The sequence below is a fragment of the Aliirhizobium sp. YIM B11859 genome, from assembly GCF_057163345.1.
The window spans coordinates 243,302-259,643 of the sequence record NZ_JBXHAY010000004.1 but is presented as its reverse complement, the minus strand read 5'-3'; the positions used below and the strand labels follow the sequence as shown (position 1 = coordinate 259,643).

Annotated in this window: 13 protein-coding genes; 3 read left to right on the top strand and 10 right to left on the bottom strand. The window is 61.1% G+C overall.

Features of this window, described 5'->3' with window-relative positions; translation table 11 throughout:
• Positions 1–15: 15 nt before the first annotated feature.
• The 8 genes from AC2GXZ_RS17665 to AC2GXZ_RS17630 are packed head-to-tail and all read right to left on the bottom strand — an operon-like array spanning position 16 to position 9,934.
• The gene (locus tag AC2GXZ_RS17665) at positions 16–1,305 is read right to left on the bottom strand and encodes an NAD(P)/FAD-dependent oxidoreductase (RefSeq protein WP_483760497.1); all 1,290 of its coding nucleotides are present in this window, start codon (positions 1,303–1,305) and stop codon (positions 16–18) included.
• On the bottom strand, positions 1,302–1,964 hold the full coding sequence (locus AC2GXZ_RS17660; protein WP_483760496.1) for a VOC family protein: 663 nt from the start codon (positions 1,962–1,964) through the stop codon (positions 1,302–1,304). Before AC2GXZ_RS17660 ends, AC2GXZ_RS17665 begins: the two co-directional genes overlap by 4 nt.
• Positions 1,961–2,758, bottom strand: coding sequence for an ABC transporter permease (locus AC2GXZ_RS17655; RefSeq protein ID WP_483760495.1), 798 nt, complete (start codon positions 2,756–2,758; stop codon positions 1,961–1,963). The genes AC2GXZ_RS17660 and AC2GXZ_RS17655 overlap by 4 nt, the downstream gene beginning before the upstream one ends.
• A gap of 3 nt (positions 2,759–2,761) precedes the next feature.
• Positions 2,762–3,622, bottom strand: coding sequence for an ABC transporter permease (locus AC2GXZ_RS17650; RefSeq protein ID WP_483760494.1), 861 nt, complete (start codon positions 3,620–3,622; stop codon positions 2,762–2,764).
• Positions 3,623–3,680: 58 nt separating this feature from the next.
• A complete protein-coding gene (locus AC2GXZ_RS17645) occupies positions 3,681–4,730 on the bottom strand; it encodes a substrate-binding domain-containing protein (protein ID WP_483760493.1) in 1,050 nt (349 codons plus the stop codon).
• Positions 4,731–4,786: 56 nt separating this feature from the next.
• Positions 4,787–6,766 (bottom strand): hydantoinase B/oxoprolinase family protein, encoded by a 1,980-nt coding sequence (locus AC2GXZ_RS17640; protein ID WP_483760492.1) that lies wholly within the window; start codon positions 6,764–6,766, stop codon positions 4,787–4,789.
• Positions 6,763–8,820 carry a hydantoinase/oxoprolinase family protein gene (locus AC2GXZ_RS17635; protein ID WP_483760855.1) on the bottom strand — a complete coding sequence of 686 codons (2,058 nt, stop codon included), beginning with the start codon at positions 8,818–8,820 and terminating at the stop codon, positions 6,763–6,765. Before AC2GXZ_RS17635 ends, AC2GXZ_RS17640 begins: the two co-directional genes overlap by 4 nt.
• Before the next feature lie 16 nt (positions 8,821–8,836).
• Positions 8,837–9,934 carry an ABC transporter ATP-binding protein gene (locus AC2GXZ_RS17630; protein WP_483760491.1) on the bottom strand — a complete coding sequence of 366 codons (1,098 nt, stop codon included), beginning with the start codon at positions 9,932–9,934 and terminating at the stop codon, positions 8,837–8,839.
• Between the two features lie 185 nt (positions 9,935–10,119).
• Here AC2GXZ_RS17630 and AC2GXZ_RS17625 point away from each other — a divergent pair, with 185 nt between their 5' ends.
• Entirely contained in the window at positions 10,120–11,130 is a 1,011-nt protein-coding gene (locus AC2GXZ_RS17625) for a LacI family DNA-binding transcriptional regulator (RefSeq protein ID WP_483760490.1), read from the top strand.
• 14 nt (positions 11,131–11,144) lie between these two features.
• Here the strand turns inward: AC2GXZ_RS17625 and AC2GXZ_RS17620 are convergent, their stop codons facing one another.
• Positions 11,145–12,299, bottom strand: a complete 1,155-nt coding sequence (locus AC2GXZ_RS17620; RefSeq protein ID WP_483760489.1) for an MFS transporter — start codon at positions 12,297–12,299, stop codon at positions 11,145–11,147.
• Between the two features lie 10 nt (positions 12,300–12,309).
• Here AC2GXZ_RS17620 and AC2GXZ_RS17615 point away from each other — a divergent pair, with 10 nt between their 5' ends.
• Both AC2GXZ_RS17615 and pepT read left to right on the top strand, forming a co-directional pair.
• Positions 12,310–12,642, top strand: coding sequence for a hypothetical protein (locus AC2GXZ_RS17615; RefSeq protein WP_483760488.1), 333 nt, complete (start codon positions 12,310–12,312; stop codon positions 12,640–12,642).
• Entirely contained in the window at positions 12,621–13,847 is a 1,227-nt protein-coding gene (pepT, locus tag AC2GXZ_RS17610) for a peptidase T (protein WP_483760487.1), read from the top strand. Before AC2GXZ_RS17615 ends, pepT begins: the two co-directional genes overlap by 22 nt.
• Before the next feature lie 29 nt (positions 13,848–13,876).
• Here the strand turns inward: pepT and AC2GXZ_RS17605 are convergent, their stop codons facing one another.
• Positions 13,877–16,318, bottom strand: a complete 2,442-nt coding sequence (locus AC2GXZ_RS17605) for a hypothetical protein (RefSeq protein ID WP_483760486.1) — start codon at positions 16,316–16,318, stop codon at positions 13,877–13,879.
• Positions 16,319–16,342 lie beyond the last annotated feature (24 nt).

Genomic DNA, 16,342 nt, shown 5'->3' with positions numbered 1-16,342 from the left:
CACGGTGGCGGCGGCCTAGACCTCACGGCTGTCCTTGAAGCGGTACCAGGGAAGGATGAGCCGGGCGAAACGCGAAACGAACGCGTGGAAAGGCACGGCGGGCGGCAATGTCGGCCGCAAGGCGAGTTGTTCGTCCGGAACGCCATCGATCGCGTCGGCAAGTACCGGACCCATTGCACAGGCAAGCGCCAGCCCGCGTCCGTTACAACCGATCCAGGCAGATAGTCCGTCGCTGCGCCGGTGAAGGTGTGGCAGGCGGTCAACGGTCATGGCGATACGACCACCCCAGAATAAGGTCATCGGCTTTTCCGGCAGGCCGGGGAACATCTGCCTCAACCGTCGTCCGACCATGCCTGGCAGGCGGCGGGACGCGAATATCTGGATGGCAAGGGCCCCACCGGAGACCAGCCGACCGTCACGGGTCTTGCGGAAATACCGCAGGTCCATCCGTGTATCGGACGACGCCTCGTCATTTGGCAGGATCGCCTCTGCCGAGGGGCCAAGCGGATCGGTGGCGGCCTGGTAGGATGTGACCGGCACGGTCGAACGATGCAATTCGGGCCAGAGGTCGCCGGTATGCGCGGCCGTCGCCAACCCGACTTTGGCGGCAAGGACGCGTCCTTGCGGGGTTTCGACGGTCCAGCCATCGCCGTCACGCGAAAGGCGCGCCGCCGGGCTGTTTTCGTAGATGGTGACACCTTCCGAAACGGCCGCGCGAGCCAGTCCACAGGTAAAGGCATAAGGGTTGATATGGCCGCCGCCGCGATGCTCCCAGCCGCCGCAATAGGCATCCGTGCCGAGGCGCAGCGCCACATCGGCGGCCGACAAGGCGCCGGTCGACGCGCCGGTGGCAGACCATTGCGCGGCAAGGCCGGCAACCCGCTTGGCGCGACCGGGTGTATGAGCCGGTTGAAGCCAGCCGTTGCGTCTGGCGTCGCAATCTATGTCGTAGTGTTCCACCAAATCGTAGAGCTGGTCGGCGGCCCCCTTGACCAATTGGATGAAGCGCTCGCCGCGTTCACCCGGCCAGACCTTGCGTATGGCATCCGGGCCATGGCGGGTGAGTGCCGAGATGACCTGGCCATTGGCGCGGCCCGATGCGCCATATCCGACCCGCGTCGCTTCCAGCACAATCACCCGACGTCCCCGACGAGCAAGCTCCAGCGCCGTCGACAGACCCGAAATACCGCCGCCGACGATGACAATATCGGCACTCGCCTCCCCCTTGAGCGACGGCGCCTCGAATGTTTCGCGCGACAGCGACATCCACAATGAAGATGGTTTGTCGGAGGGCCAGGATGTCATGCTGCTCGGATTTCCAGTTCGAGGCCACAGGTCTCGCGAAGGTCGTGGTACTGTGCATGGGGACCGGCGAAAACAAGCCGGCTGCTTGCTGCTGCATGCACCGTGATCCCCTCGCCTTCGTCATGCGGAAGATCGGATAGCGAAGCCGCCTGCGGCATGGCGATGGAGGTGAGCCTTACCGCGCCGTTCGCATGGATCATCGTCTCCGACCGCCACAGAAGCGCTGCGGTATGATGCTGGCAGACGAGGCATTGCAGGCCGGGCGTGGCTTCGGGATCTATGCGGGTAATCGAAAAACGCAGTTCTCCGTCATCTGTGACGCGGGAGAAATGACGAACGGGTTCGGCTGTGACGCCGAGCGATGCCAGTTGCCCAGCGGACGCATCGATATCGGTGCTGCGCAGCGCCAGCCCACGGATACCGACGCCCTGTGAGAGGAGCTTTCGCCAGGTCTCGTTCGCCGGCGTTTCGGCAACGATGGCCATGATCTCGATATAGCTGTTGCCGTGAAGCATGACGCAACGGTTGGCAGTGCCCATCGCCGCGCTGTGGTGGGTCTCAGGCGTCACATGAAAGCCGGCCTTCTCGAAGGCAGAACCTGCGGCGGAAAGATCCGGCACAAGGACGACCACGTGATCGATGGAAACGACAATGCTCATCCGGCCACCGTCATCTTTTCGATACCATAGAGGCGATCGACGATGAGGAGCGCGACGACGGCCAGAAGAAGCTGAAGCGTGCTCAGCGCCGCGATTGTCGGATCGAACTGGTTTTCCATGTAGCTCAACATCACCACCGGCAGCGTGTTGGTGTCGGCACTGCCGAAGAAATAGCTGATCGGCAGGTTGTCGAACGATGTCAGGAACGAAAACAGCGACCCCGCCATGATGCCCGGCCGTATCAGCGGCAGCGTCACATGCCAGAAGGTCAGGAGCGGATTGGCACCGAGAATGGCAGCGGCTTCCTCGTAGGAACGTGGGATGCCGGCGTAAACACCGGCCACGGTGCGCACGATATAGGGAAGGCAGACGACGGTGTGGGTGATCAGCAATGCCGTGAAGGAGATGCCGACGCCAAGCCAGGACAGGAAGAACAGCGATGCGAAACCGATGACGATCATCGGCATCGACAGCGGCGACAGGAGGAAGGTCATCACCGCACTTGCCCATGCGCTTCGCGAGCGGGCCAGATAGATCGATGCGGGAACGCCGATCAGACAGGAGAGCAGCGTGGCGCCTATGGCGATCTCGATGCTGACGATCATCGCATCGATGAAAGGCCGGTATTCGAAAATACGCGCAAACCACTTCATCGACCAGCCTGGTATCGGGAACGACACATAACCGGCCGAGGTGAAGGACACCACAACGACGATCAGGATCGGCGCCAGCATGAAGACGAAGAAGAGGACGACGAAGGCGGCAAGGCCGATATTGATCCAGTCGCGTTTCATCGCTCACGCTCCCTTGCGGCGCACGAGGCGCAATTGCAGGAACAGGCAGGCGACGGCAATGACGAGCAGGATCGTACTCATGGCGCTCGCCATGCCGAAATCACGCGTCGTGTTGAACTGCTGGTAGATCATCAAAGGCAAAGTCTGCATGCCACCGCCGAGCAGCACCAGCGTGACGAAACTGCCATTGGCGATCATGAAGACGAGAATGGCGCCGGTGCCGATGCCGTCGAGGGACAAAGGCAAGGTCACCTCCAGGAAGGTCCGCAGCCGGTTTGCACCGAGAATTTTTGCCGATTCTTCCAGCCGCGTGTCGATACCCTGCAGCACGGTGCTGATCGACAGGACCATGAAGGGCACAAGCACATGGACCAGTGCCGCGATCGCAATCTCGGGCGAATTCGTAAGCCTCAGCGGCGCCGACAGGATACCGAGCTGATCGACAAGCAGATTGTTGACCAGGCCACGGCGGGCAAACAGCACCTGCCAGCCGAACGTGCGCATGATGATTGAAGTCAGAAGCGGCGCGATCAGCAGGAAGATGATCAGACCGGCAAAACGGCCAGCCTTGCGCACAAGAAAATAGGCGACCGGATAACCGATCAGCACCGAGATCACCGTCACGCCGGCCGATAGAGCTACGGTCTGAGCGATGATGCCGAGATAAAAGCTGTCCGTCAGCAGCGAGGCGTAACGCGAAAGCGTGAAGCCCTCGTCCACCATCACGCTGCGCATGCCGTTGTCGAACAGTGGCGAGGCAAAGAACACGACCAGGAAAATCACCGCCGGCAATGCCAGAAGATGCGGCGACAGCAGCCGCGGGCGGCGACTTGGCTGGGGCTGTTGCTGGCTTGTTTGGCTCATTGCTTGCATCCGTTGACAGGAAGCGGGCTGCCCTCACATGAAGGCAGCCCGTTGTTTATTATCGGCCGATTTCGCGGTTCCACCGATCGACCCATTCGTTGCGCACCTGAGCGATCTGCTCATAGGGCGGGAAAGCGGTCTTCTGCCAAGGCGTGATGCGCGGCTTCAGCTTTTCGCTGTAAACGACGTCGGTATTGGTGACGCCGTAATTCATGATGTCGGCAAACTTCGTCTGGTTCTGCGCGTCGAGGATCTCGTTGATGTAATCCCAGGCGAGCGGATCGGCATTCTTCGGCTTCTGCACGGCAACGCCATTGAGCGAACCGCCCTCCTCAGGATTGACGAAATCGATCCAGGTGGCGCCGCTGTCATAGTGGTTCCAGGTGCGACCATCGAAATAGATGCCGCAATCGGCTTCGCCGGAAGACAGGTGATTGAAGAAGTCGTTCGGGCCGCCCCAGAAGACGAGGTTGGACTTCATCTTTTCCATTGCCTTGAAGAAGGGATCGACATTCTCCACGCCGCCGCCAAGTGCCTTGGCCATCGCCCAGATCAGCATGATCGGTGTGACGGCGTAGGAAATCGACGGGACCGAGGCGATCAGATCGCCCGAGGAAACACGGTCGACGAATTCGGCAAACGATTTCGGTGGGGTTTTGACGCGCTCCTTGTGGAAGGTGATGCCGCCGACGCCGTAGTCGAACAGCGTGCCCTTGCCCATGACGCTGTCGGTCAATTCCTTCGGGATCTTGGCGAGATTCGGAACCTTGTCGACAGTGATATCATCGACCAGACCGGCCTTGGCGGCGGTCAATGCGAGGTCCGGCGTCATGATCAGCACATCGACCGGCGGCTTTGCCTGGTTGGCCTCGACCTGCGCCAGCCATTGCGGCGGGCCGCCGAGCGAGACATTCGCCTTCGCCTTGGTCTTCGCCTCGAAAGGCGCAACGAAGCAGGTACGAATAGCTTCTTCCCATACGCCGCCAAAGGCGGTGACGGTGATTTCCTTCGACTGGGCATTGGCCAGACGCGGCAGGCCGCCCGCCATCAGGCCGGCGCCAACCATGGCGCTGCCACCGAGGAAGTTTCTTCTCTTCATGATCGTCATCGCGGTTCTCCAAAGCTTAAACGAGGTGGCATTTCAGGCAGTTCAATTCATGCGGATCAGAGGCTGCCTGCGGCGGCCTCCAGCCGCTGACGTGCGGCGTCAACGGCATTCTGGCTGGCCGATATCCGCGGAAAGCCTTCCGGCAGTTCCGCAAGCACGGCATCGAAGATTTCACGGCGGCGGCGCTGCCTGACCGAACCCGGCAACATCACCAGTGCGCGGTTGAGCGTGTCCATCACGCCAGCCGGGAAAGCCTGATCCCAACGCTCGCGCTCTACACCCTGGGCATTGGCCGGAGTGCTGGCCACCATCTCCTTGCGAAGTTTTTCCGTACGTAACGCATCGACACGACCGTCGACGATCGCCACACCATAGTCGGCAGTAGCCGCTTCCATGGTGACGAAACCGTTGACGACATCCTTCAGCACTGCCTCGGGGTCGCGCCCGGCTGGATCACCCCATCCGCCGGCGCCCGGCGTCAGGAAGGTGACAGTATCGCCGGCATTGACGGTCAAGACGTCGATCTTGCCGAGTTGCCGCTCCTGTGGCGTGCCGCGATTGAGGATGAGCTGGCCCGGCATGCCGGGCTTTCCGCCATTCGAGCCCCAGGGACGGAACAGCAGGCGTTCCAGACCCCGGCCAAGCACGTTGCTGTCGTCGGTCAACACGCGGAAGGTCAGTTCCATGCCGCAACCGCCGCGCCACTGTCCGGCGCCGCCCGAATTGGGACGCAGCGCGTAGGTGGAGATCTCGATGCCGAGTTCAGCCTCCACCGTCTCGACCGGATTGTTGGCGAGGTTGGAAATGCCGCTGTCGCGGCCATCGATGCCGTCGCGGCCCTTGCGGGCGCCGGTGCCGCCGATCATCGGCTCGATGACCTGCACGCGCCGGCCGCCATGACCATCCGGTTCCGCCATGACGACAGGAATGACGGTACCGGAGGAGGCGGCCGGCATGACATCAGGAAGTGCCTTGCCGAAGGCACCGTTCAAAACGTCGTTGACGCGGATTGCCGCCGCATGACGAACGCCGACGGCTGCCGGTTCCTGCGGGTTGACGAGGCTGCCTTCGGGCGCAGTGATGCGCACCGGCGCCAGCATGCCGACATTGAGCGGCGTCGTCGGATCGAGCGTGTTGACCAGCGCCAGAACACGGAGCGTCAGCCAGGCATGCGGACGCCCGCGCGAGGGAATGTTCATCGCCGTGGCAACCTGCGGATCGGTGCCGGTGAAATCCAGATGGACTTCGCCGTCCTCGAATGTTGCCGCAAGGGCGATGCGGACCGGCAGGCGGCTTGCCGCATCATCGTCGAGATAATCGGAGAAGCGGTATGTGCCTGATGGCACCCGTTTAAGCACGGTGCGCGCCTTCTCGGCGGAATAGGCGACCAGATCGATCGCGGCGGTAGAGACGGTTTCAGCGCCATGCTGGCCGATCGTCTGCTCAAGCCGGCGTCGACCGGCGGCCAATGCCGCGAGCATGGCACGGATATCGCCCATATTGGCGTCGGGGGTACGGCTGTTTGCATTGAGGAACAGCTGAACGTCGGGGTTCATCTCGCCCTTCTTCATCAGCTTGACCGGCGGAATGCGCAGGCCCTCCTGGAAAATCTCGGTATTGACCGGCGAGATACTGGACGGCACGCGGCCTCCAACGTCCGAGCAATGGACGAAGCACCAGCCATAGGCGACGATCTTGCCCTCATGGAAATAGGGCTCGATCATGTGCAGGTCGGGCAGATGTGTGGCGAGACCTTCCGAACGATAGGGATCATTGGTGAGGATAACGTCGCCGGGTTCGAGCGGACCAACGGCTGCAATCGACGGCGCGCATTCCAGGCCGACGAAACCGGAGACGCCGATCGACCGTGGATAGGCAAAGAATCGGCCGTCCAGGCCTGCGAGCGCGCAGGCAAAGTCGGCGGTTTCCTTGACATAGAGCGTGCGGCCGGTGCGCTGCAGCGTCAGGCACATCTCCTCGCTGACGGCAGCAAGCTTGTTGCCGAGAATGGCGAGCGTGACGGGATCAAGCTTCATTGCGCATGTCTTTCGAGATGAAGGTTTCCAAGGGCGTCGGCACGTGCCGACCAGCCGGGCAAAAGCACCGTTGTCGTGTCGTCCTGCTCGATGATCGCCGGGCCGCTGATACGGTCGCCGGCGCCGAATGCGCTGCGATCATAGACGCCGGCTGCAACCCATTTTCCGGCGCGGAAGATCGAACGTTCGCCCTTGCGCGTCGGCACGCCGGTACCGGCGGCAATTTCGGGCTGGGGGATGTTTTCGGTCACGCCGACAACAGCAAGACGGACCGTGCCGAGTTCGACTTCGGTCTGCGTATCGCGAAAACCGTAGATGCGCTCATGTTCCAGATGGAAGGCTTCACAGATCGACGCGACATCGCGGGCATTTTCATCGAGCTTGACGCGCAACTCATAGGCCTGGCCGGCATAACGCATGTCTGCACCACGCTCGAACCGGCGGGTCTGGCTGGCTTCACCTTCACGGTCCAGCCAGGCGCTGCCTTCATCCTCCAGTTCCGCCATCACCTCGAGCATCAGGGCGGCACTTGTTTCATCGACGGCGCGGCGCAGGCTGCGGACGAAATCGCGGCGCAGATCGGCAGCGGCGGCACCCAACGCGCAGAATGTTCCGGCCGCCGGCGGAATGACCACGCGACCGATACCCGTTTCCTCGGCAAGAAGATTGGCATGCGTCGGGCCGGCGCCGCCGAAGGGGACCAGCGCGAATGAGGCCGGGTCGAGGCCACGCGAGGCAAGCGTCTTGTAAAGCTCGGTCGCCATGCCGGCTGTTGTGACGGCCAATGCACCTTCAGCGGCAAACGCTGCAGCGTCGTGGTCGGTCAGTCCGATACGCCGACCGACTTCGGCAAGGGCTGCACGCGCCGCATCGATGTCGAGAACCATACGACCGCCGAGGAAGCCGGCAGGATCGATATAGCCGAGCGCCAGATAGCAGTCGGTGACCGCCGGCTGGGTGCCACCGCGACCGTAGGAGACCGGACCCGGCATGGCGCCGGCGCTTTGCGGGCCGACCTTCAGGAGACCGTGGGCATCGACCCAGACGATCGAGCCACCACCGGCGCCGATGGCAGACACGTCCACCACCGGAAGCACCAGCGGCAGGCCACCGATGTCCGTGCGGGTCGCAAGCTCGGCGGAGCCCGCTTGCGCAACCGCGATGTCGGACGACGTGCCGCCCATATCGAAGGTGATGATCGACTTGACATCGGCAGCCTCGGCAAGTCGGGCTGCAGCCATCACGCCCGATGCCGGGCCGGAAAGAATGGTTTCGACCGGCCGTTCATCGGCCGAGATCAGGCTGAGCGAACCGCCATTCGAAGCCGTCACCAGAATCGGAGCGACGACGCCATCGCGCTCCAGCCCCTTTTTCAGTCCGGCAAAATAGCGCTGCATCAGCGGCTGGATATAGGCATTGAGGCAAGCAACGAGCGTGCGCTCGTATTCGCGGATTTCCGGCCAGATCGCGGCGGCAGAGGTGATCGACAGGCCGCCAGTCTTTTCCGACAGCATCTTCGCCATGTCGATCTCGACCGATGGTGTCGTATAGCCGTTGATCAGGACGAGGGCTGCGGCATCCACGCCGAGGGCTTTCAGTTCGGCGGCAACACGATCGAGTTCGGCGTCATCTGCAGCCTTCGTAACGTCACCATGGGCCGAAAGGCGGGCATCGATTTCGACGATGCGCAGGCGCGGCACCAGCGGTTCTTCCTTGGACGCGTGAAAATCGAAGGAGGACGGCATGCGGCTGCGGGCGATTTCGAGAATGTCGCGATAGCCCTTGCTGACTACCAGCGCGATGGTGGCACCGCGACGCTGGATGATCGCGTTGAGACCGATCGTCGTGCCATGCATCAGCGTTCCGACATCGGCCGACGTCATGCCGGCCTTTTTCAGCAGCGATTGCAGCCCTTCGATCAACGCACGCGACGGCTCATCCGGCGTCGAAGGCTCCTTGTAATAGGTCAGGGAGCCATCATTCGGATTGGACAGAACGAAGTCGGTAAACGTGCCGCCGACGTCGATCCCGATGCGCGCACCGCTTTTTAGCATGTTCGTCACTTTCAAATTACTCCGCACTCACGACGACGCCATCCTGCGGCGCCCAGTCGAGCGTTACCGCCTGACCGAGATGATAGGTTGTCGACCCGAGCGGCCCGTCGGCCTGCCGGTAGACGAAAAGCTCACGACCGATAGACGGGACCTCGACCTGATAAGCCGCATAGTTGCCGCGGAAGACTGCGCCGACGATGCGCCCGGAGAAACCGCCGGCAGCATCACCCAGCGTCAGCCCCATTCGTTCTGGACGAACCGAAAGAAAGGTCGAGCCGCCCGCCTCCCGGCGCTCCGGCAGAGGAAGGCTCACCGGCCCCTGCGGCCCGGAAAGCACCAACGTCGTGCCGTCCGCACCGACCGTCCCCTCGAAAATGTTCGAGGTGCCGAGGAACTCGGCGACGAAGCGGCTCTTCGGCCTGTCGTAGATATCCGTCGGAGCGCCGATCTGCAGGATGCGGCCGCCGTTCATCACGGCAACCTGATCGGCCATCGACATGGCCTCCTCCTGGTCATGGGTGACGAGAAGCGCCGTGATGCCGAGACGCTGCTGCATGCCGCGGATCTCGAACTGCATACTTTCACGCAGCGACTTGTCGAGCGCGCCAAGCGGTTCGTCGAGAAGCAGAACCTTGGGATTGACCACCAGCGAGCGCGCCAGGGCGACACGCTGCTGCTGTCCACCGGACAGTTTTGACGGATATACGTCTCCCCGGCCCTGGAGCTGAACCAGGTCGAGCATGTCGCTGATCTTCTCGTCGCGGGCAGCTTTCCCCATGCCGGCCATGCGCAGGCCGAAACCGATGTTTTCTGCGACCGTACGATGCGGAAAGAGGCTGTAGTTCTGGAAGACCATGCCCAGCCGACGTTTATGCGGCGGCAAATGGGAAATCTCGTCGCCGCCAATCGTCACCGACCCGGCATCCGGCGTCTCGAAACCGGCAACCATGCGCAACGTCGTCGTCTTGCCGCATCCGGACGGACCAAGCAGAGCCACGAGTTCGCCGGCAGCCACCTGCAAGTCGAGGCTCCTGACTGCCGCAACTTTGCCGTAGGATTTGTGGATCCCGCTCAGCAAAAGCCCTTTTTCGGCTTGGCGATCCGTTGCCGTCATGAATACATCCCGATTTTGCACCCGCCGTCGAAGATAAACACTGAACAGTTCCCATTCATCTTTTGTAGCGCTACAATATTCTGCGCATGGCTTCTGTCAAGGATTGCTTTTCTCATTTTGCCGCCATTTATAGCAGTGCATATTTCGTAATCACCCAGCGATAGAATTAAGCTCAAGGTCGCCTTATGACGAAGCTTCGATCTGATGAAACGGTCACCATGCAGTCGGTCGCAGTAGCGGCCGGCGTGTCACCGATGACGGTCTCAAACACGTTCCGATATCCTGAGCGCGTTCAGGAAGAAACGCGCCTGCGCGTGCTGAAAATCGCCGCCGAGCTCGGCTATGTTCCAAACCACTCGGCAGGCAATCTTGCCTCTGGCCAAAGCCGCGTCATCGGCGCAGTCATTCCGTCGATCAAGAACTCAAGCTTCTACAACTATGTCCGCGGCATGCAGGACCATGTTGCCACCGAAGGATATCAGCTTATCCTGAAATTGGCAGATACCCTCAGCCAGGAGGCGGCCGCAATCCGGACATTCGTCGGGCTGCGCGTTGCCGGCATCGCGCTGGTGGGCGACGAACACGAAACCGATGTGCGAACCCTGCTGCGAAAAACCGGCGTGCCGATCGTCGAATCCTGGGTCCATGAAAATCCCTTCGATATGGCTGTCGGCTACTCGACCGCCGATGCCACAAGGGCCATTGTCGAACTGCTGATCGCCCAGGGATATCGGCGGGTCGGTTTCGTCGGTTACGAAGGCGACGTCTCCCACCGTTTTACCGAGCGCGTACCCGCCTTCAGGCAGGTCATGGAAGCGGCAGGTCTGGACAGCCACCGGATTTTCCTGATCGACCAGGCCGACGGTTTCGGCGCCGGGCCAAAGGCTTTGGAAGGATTATGCGGAATAGATCCTGATCTCGATGCAATCATCTGCCCGACGGATATCGTTGCGGCCGGCGTACTGTTCGAATGCGGCCGCCGCGGCTGGAAGGTGCCGGAGCGGATCGCGGTTGCCGGTTGGGGCGATTATGAAATCGCCTCGGAGATCACGCCCGGCATTACCACCGTGCAGCCTCACACCTATGAAATGGGGCAGCGTGCGATGTCGCTCATTATCCAACGAGCAGCAGGCGTCGGTGCACAGGGTACGATTGTCGATACCGGCTTCCATATCGTCAAGCGGGCGAGTGCCTGACGCCGAAGGGCCGCCTAACCCGACGACACTTCCAGGCTGGCGCGCTGCCATGCCCAAAGACTTGCTGCGACGAAGATCAATATCAGCGCCACAGCCATCAGCCCTTCCCAGCCCGCCAAATTCCAAAGCAGACCCGCGAGTGCAGAGCCGACGGCCCCGCCGATGAAATTGCACGCCACGAAGGCTGTGTTCAGGCGACTGCGCGCGTCAGGCTCTACCGACAGCAGCCGTGTCTGGTTAAGGACATTGACGCCCTGAATGGCAATGTCGAGCAGAAATACAGCCACCACCATGCAGATCAGGCTCGTTGATCCGAAAGTCGCGATCGATAGGGATAGGATGGCCAGCAGCAGGCCGGCGCCGGTCCCCGATGCCGAATAGCCATGGTCATGCAGCCAGCCCACATTGCGGGCGGCAAGCGCCCCGGCCAGTCCGACAAGCCCGACAAGACCGATCTGTGTAAGCGAATATCCATAGGGCTGAGCGCTGAACAGGAAAGTGAGGCCCGTCCAGAACAGCGTGAAGACGCAAAATGCCAAGGCACCGATCGCCAGGGTCACCTGCACCACCCGATGCCTGCGGACAAGCGTGACGATGGATGCAAGCAACTGTCCATATCGAATGCCCGGACGGTTGGTTTCGTCCGGCAATACGCGCTGAACTGCAATTGCAAGGCCGATCGTGATGACCGCTGCCATGATGTAAACCGAATGCCAGCCGAACAGATCGGCAACGACGCCACTCACCGTGCGGGAAAGAAGAATGCCCGTCAGCAGACCGGCGACGATGGTTCCGACGACGCGGCCCCGTTGCGCAGGACTTGCGAGTTCACTCGCAAGCGGCACCAGCAGCTGGCCGGAAATCGTGGTCATGCCGAGTGCCGCGAGTGTGAGCAGGATCACCCAATAACTCGGCGCGACCGCCGTTGCGAGGAGCGCAACGGCTGAACACCCCATCACGATCGGGATCAGTTTTCGTCGGTTGAATGCGTCGCCAAGCGGGACGATCAGCACGACACCGAGGGCGTAGCCAATCTGCGTTGTCGTCACCAGCGTTCCGGCCGCACCGACCGAAATACCGAACGATGCCGCGATCGTGGCCAGCAGGGGCTGTGCCCAGTAAAGATTGCCGACTGCAATGCCGCCGACGGTGGCAAAAAGAAGGGTCATCGAAGGCGTGATGGATCTTGAAGGGGTCAAGGTATCAGTTCGAACCTTATTGCTGAATGTCTTCAATGGAAACAGGCAAAGTGCTGCAGGAGCGCTGGTGGGACGCCTCGATATTGGCATGTTGCGACCGATTGTGCCAAGCGCGTGGCCGACCTCGCATCGAAAAGGTCGCCCGATCCTGGATTGCTGCTCCACAGCAAGTTTCCAGCCGTCACCAGCGCCGACGCGTGTGCCGGCGCAATCGACCTTGGCATACGTTGGTGAAGCCAACTATCCTGCAGGTCACCACATCAAATCACCTCTCCGCCGACAGGAATTTTCATGGATCTTCGCGACGAATTGACCGAGAGGTTCTTCCGTTATCTGGCCATCGACAGCCAGAGCGACGCAAAGTCCTCCAGCTTGCCCTCGACACCAGGACAGGCCCGGCTCGCCGCTCTCCTTCACGGCGAGTTGCAGGCTTTGGGCCTCGACGAGGTCGCCATCGACGAACATGCCACGGTGACGGCGGTAAAACGCGGCACGCTGCCGGGCGCGCCACGCATCGGCTTTATCGCCCATCTTGACACCGTGGACGTCGGCCTCTCGCCGGCAATCAGACCGCAGATCCTGCGTTTCGACGGCGCGGATCTCTGCCTGAACCGGGAGAGCGACATCTGGCTGCGCGTCAACGAGCATCCGGAAATTCTCGGCTGGGAAGGACAGGATATTGTCTTCAGCGATGGCACGAGCGTGCTCGGCGCCGACAACAAGGCGGCGATCGCCGTGATCATGACGATGCTGAACCGGATCGACGCATCAGGACCGCATGGCGACATCTGCGTCGCCTTCGTACCGGACGAGGAGATCGGCCTGCGCGGTGCGAAGGCACTCGATCTCAAGCGGTTCGCCTGCGATTTCGCCTATACGATCGACTGCTGCGAACTTGGCGAAGTCGTGTTCGAAAATTTCAATGCGGCAATCGGCGAGATCGTCTTTACCGGCGTCAGCGCTCATCCAATGTCCGCCAAGGGCGTGCTGGTCAATCCGCTTCTGATGGCGATGGATTTCATCGCCCGGTTCGACCGGGCCGAAACACCCGAACGAACCGACGGCCGGGAAGGATATTTCTGGTTCAAGGACCTTGTTGCAAATGACACGGAAGCCCGCCTGTCGGTGATGATCCGCGATTTCGACAGGGCCGGTTTCGAAAACCGCAAACATCGGATCGGCGCGGTTGCCGCCGCAATCGGCACCGACTATCCGACAGGCAAAGTCGTCTGCAAAGTCAGTGATCAATACCACAATATCAACGATCATCTCGGCGACGATGCGCGACCGGTGGATCTGCTTTTTTCGGCATTGGAAAAACTTGGCATCCAGCCCAAACCCCTCCCCATGCGTGGCGGAACCGATGGCGCGGCACTGTCGTCACGGGGGGTGCCGACGCCGAATTTCTTTACCGGAGCGTATAATTTCCACTCTCGTTTCGAATGTCTCCCCATTCCGGCCTTCGAGAAGTCTTTTGAGGTCGCCCGGACACTCTGCCGTCTCGCTGCGACCCAGTGACCGGGACGCCATGGACGAGATGGCCTATTTCACAGATCCTCGTCAGACGCTCCACCATTCACATCGGAAGGGCCTGGGTCACGCGCCATGTCTGCGATTGGCAGATGCGGTTGGGACCTCTTGGCATGTGGCAGATAGACCTGCTGCGCCTGGCTGACGAGATCGGCCGGATCGCCAAGCCGACCGCGTGACGCCCTCTGTCGCAGCGCCTGCAGAGCAAGCGTGGTCTTTTCGATCTCGGCTGTCAGGTCGTTGCGCCTCTTGTTGTCCTCCACCGAGGTCGAGGTTATCGCCTGTCGCTGTTCCAGCAGGTTCGAGAGTTGCTGGAGCAGCGAGGCATATTCCTTTTGCAGAGCGCCGAGGGACACGCTCATCTCCTCACTTGCAAGAGTGCGCAGCGCTTCCTCTCCAGACGACAGTTCGGCCGTAAATTCTATACGTCCGGCGATGAGGCCGAAATCGTCCTTCAGGGCTTGCCGCAAATGATTGTCCAGTAGACCCGCGACGGGACTGCGAAAGGCCTCGCCATCCAGCGTCAGTGATCCCATGAGCGATTCTATCTCCATCTGGTCCGCACGGCTGAGCCGGTTTTCGGCGACGATTTTCAGGTGCCTCACAAGGTCGGCCTTAAATCTATCGGCTGCCAGCAAGTGGAAATCATTGTTCAACATCATGACGATACGTTCGGCCGATCCACTTTCGACGGTGACGTATCCCTTGATGTCGCGGTCAAGACCGGCATTGCCGACGTGGCGGTCCTTGACCGTGCATTCAAACTGCAACATGCGCACCGCCGCCACCAGTTGCCGCAGGTCTTCGACGCAACGATCGAGCCGATGAAAATGCAGGCCGACAAGCGTGACGCCGGGATAGCGATTTTCGAGAATGGAAACGAGCTTGGCGAAAACCAGATTATCGTCTGCGTCGACATTTCCCGGGTCCGGCAGCTCCGACATCGAACTATTCCACCGTGCTGCGCCGATGAAATTGCTGAAATAGACCTCCGCAGGGGTCGACTGCATGATCAGTTCCGCCGCTTCGCGGGCGACCTCGACAAGCTTGTCACGGATGAAGTCGTCATCGGGGACCCGGCTGTTCTGTCCGCCGGTCCTTCGGGTATATTCGATAAAAAAGGGCTCCAAAGCTGTCCGGCTTTCGAACCGGACCTCCATATCCATGCTGAACGTGCCGGGGATCTTGGGATGCGCCGTCAGGTAATCCTGTTCCGGCACCGCGACCCTGCGGGTCTTCAGCCAGCCGTGCAGCGGCAGGAAGACGGATGCAAAAAATACATCGAGCCTTAGGCCGATACCGTCGGCGCGCTCCGAAATCCGCTGTTTGACGTCTCTGTTGAATGCGGCGATCTGGGCCTCGCCCAGATCGTTGATCGCGACCCCCGCCAGGACATGGCTCAGACAATCGGAGATCGTCTCCCTGAACCAGCCGGCACGCTCCGGCTGGCCGCACCGATCGTAAAGACCCGCCCCATCCTCCTTGACCTCGGCGACCGCGTCGGCCCTGAATTCAAGTTCGTAGCCTCGCGTGTCCTGCCAGCGCACGGTCGTTTCAAGCTTTACGCTCGGCGGAGGTGGAGCAATGCTTGCCTCATCGCGGACCACGACGAGATTGGCGACCTCGTAGGCATATTCGGCAAGATATGCTGTCAGTCGCGCCGCAACGGATTGCCGCATCTGCTCCGGTCGATACCAATAATCGAAAAGCATCAGCTCCTCGGCGCAGGCCTTGCTGACGACATCGAGCAGGACGTTGCGTAGCTTTGTTTCGCCGCGCGGCAATGCTCGGCTGCTTTTGCCGTCCTGCATGCGACGGATGCGCAGATCCACCCTCAACGGCATATTGCGGTCGATGCGGTCGGTGAAGGCGACATGGAGAGGCGATGCACCGTCGGTGGCGATCCGCTTGTCCTGTTCCACCGTCTTCTCGATGAGAAAGTTGATTTCAACGCCGATCTCGAACCGCCGTTCCAGCTTGTCCTTGAGCAGCGGCTCCCATTTCTCCTTGCTTTCGGCGATCCGCGTGTCGATGTCGCTCGTCTGCTCCTGCGCCGATTTTTCAAGAAGGGCGCGAAGTTCGTTGCCGAAGAAGGCGTAGAACAGTTGCTCCGGTCCCTTGCTCTCATGAAAATGGCACTCGGCGATATTGGCGCTGCGACGCCCAGAAGTGGCGATGCGCAGATCGAGATCGAAATTCACGGCTTCCCTCGTGGTGAACAAAATCGGCTCGAGCTGCTCCCGCAATTTCCGGGTCGCATCTGAAATTGAGCGATAGAAATCACGGGTGACGGCGATGCGGTATTTTTTGCCCGGCAGCAGCATTCTTGGACCGGAGATCGCTCGCCCGCGTGCATCGAGCGTGACGACGTCAAATCCGTCCGGGGTTTTTTCGCCCGGCGCCAGCCGTGCCACCGCCTCGCGATAGGTGCAGGGCGCCAGTGAGCCGTATTCGTTCATGCCGATCTCCTTCCACTCGGTGGG

Bases quoted from the DNA above. Each gene is read 5' to 3' on its own strand.
- AC2GXZ_RS17665 (WP_483760497.1), bottom strand. From the start codon at position 1,305: ATGACATCCTGGCCCTCCGACAAACCATCTTCATTGTGGATGTCGCTG.
- AC2GXZ_RS17660 (WP_483760496.1), bottom strand. From the start codon at position 1,964: ATGAGCATTGTCGTTTCCATCGATCACGTGGTCGTCCTTGTGCCGGAT.
- AC2GXZ_RS17655 (WP_483760495.1), bottom strand. From the start codon at position 2,758: ATGAAACGCGACTGGATCAATATCGGCCTTGCCGCCTTCGTCGTCCTC.
- AC2GXZ_RS17650 (WP_483760494.1), bottom strand. From the start codon at position 3,622: ATGAGCCAAACAAGCCAGCAACAGCCCCAGCCAAGTCGCCGCCCGCGG.
- AC2GXZ_RS17645 (WP_483760493.1), bottom strand. From the start codon at position 4,730: ATGACGATCATGAAGAGAAGAAACTTCCTCGGTGGCAGCGCCATGGTT.
- AC2GXZ_RS17640 (WP_483760492.1), bottom strand. From the start codon at position 6,766: ATGAAGCTTGATCCCGTCACGCTCGCCATTCTCGGCAACAAGCTTGCT.
- AC2GXZ_RS17635 (WP_483760855.1), bottom strand. From the start codon at position 8,820: ATGCTAAAAAGCGGTGCGCGCATCGGGATCGACGTCGGCGGCACGTTT.
- AC2GXZ_RS17630 (WP_483760491.1), bottom strand. From the start codon at position 9,934: ATGACGGCAACGGATCGCCAAGCCGAAAAAGGGCTTTTGCTGAGCGGG.
- AC2GXZ_RS17625 (WP_483760490.1), top strand. From the start codon at position 10,120: ATGACGAAGCTTCGATCTGATGAAACGGTCACCATGCAGTCGGTCGCA.
- AC2GXZ_RS17620 (WP_483760489.1), bottom strand. From the start codon at position 12,299: ATGACCCTTCTTTTTGCCACCGTCGGCGGCATTGCAGTCGGCAATCTT.
- AC2GXZ_RS17615 (WP_483760488.1), top strand. From the start codon at position 12,310: ATGGATCTTGAAGGGGTCAAGGTATCAGTTCGAACCTTATTGCTGAAT.
- pepT (WP_483760487.1), top strand. From the start codon at position 12,621: ATGGATCTTCGCGACGAATTGACCGAGAGGTTCTTCCGTTATCTGGCC.
- AC2GXZ_RS17605 (WP_483760486.1), bottom strand. From the start codon at position 16,318: ATGAACGAATACGGCTCACTGGCGCCCTGCACCTATCGCGAGGCGGTG.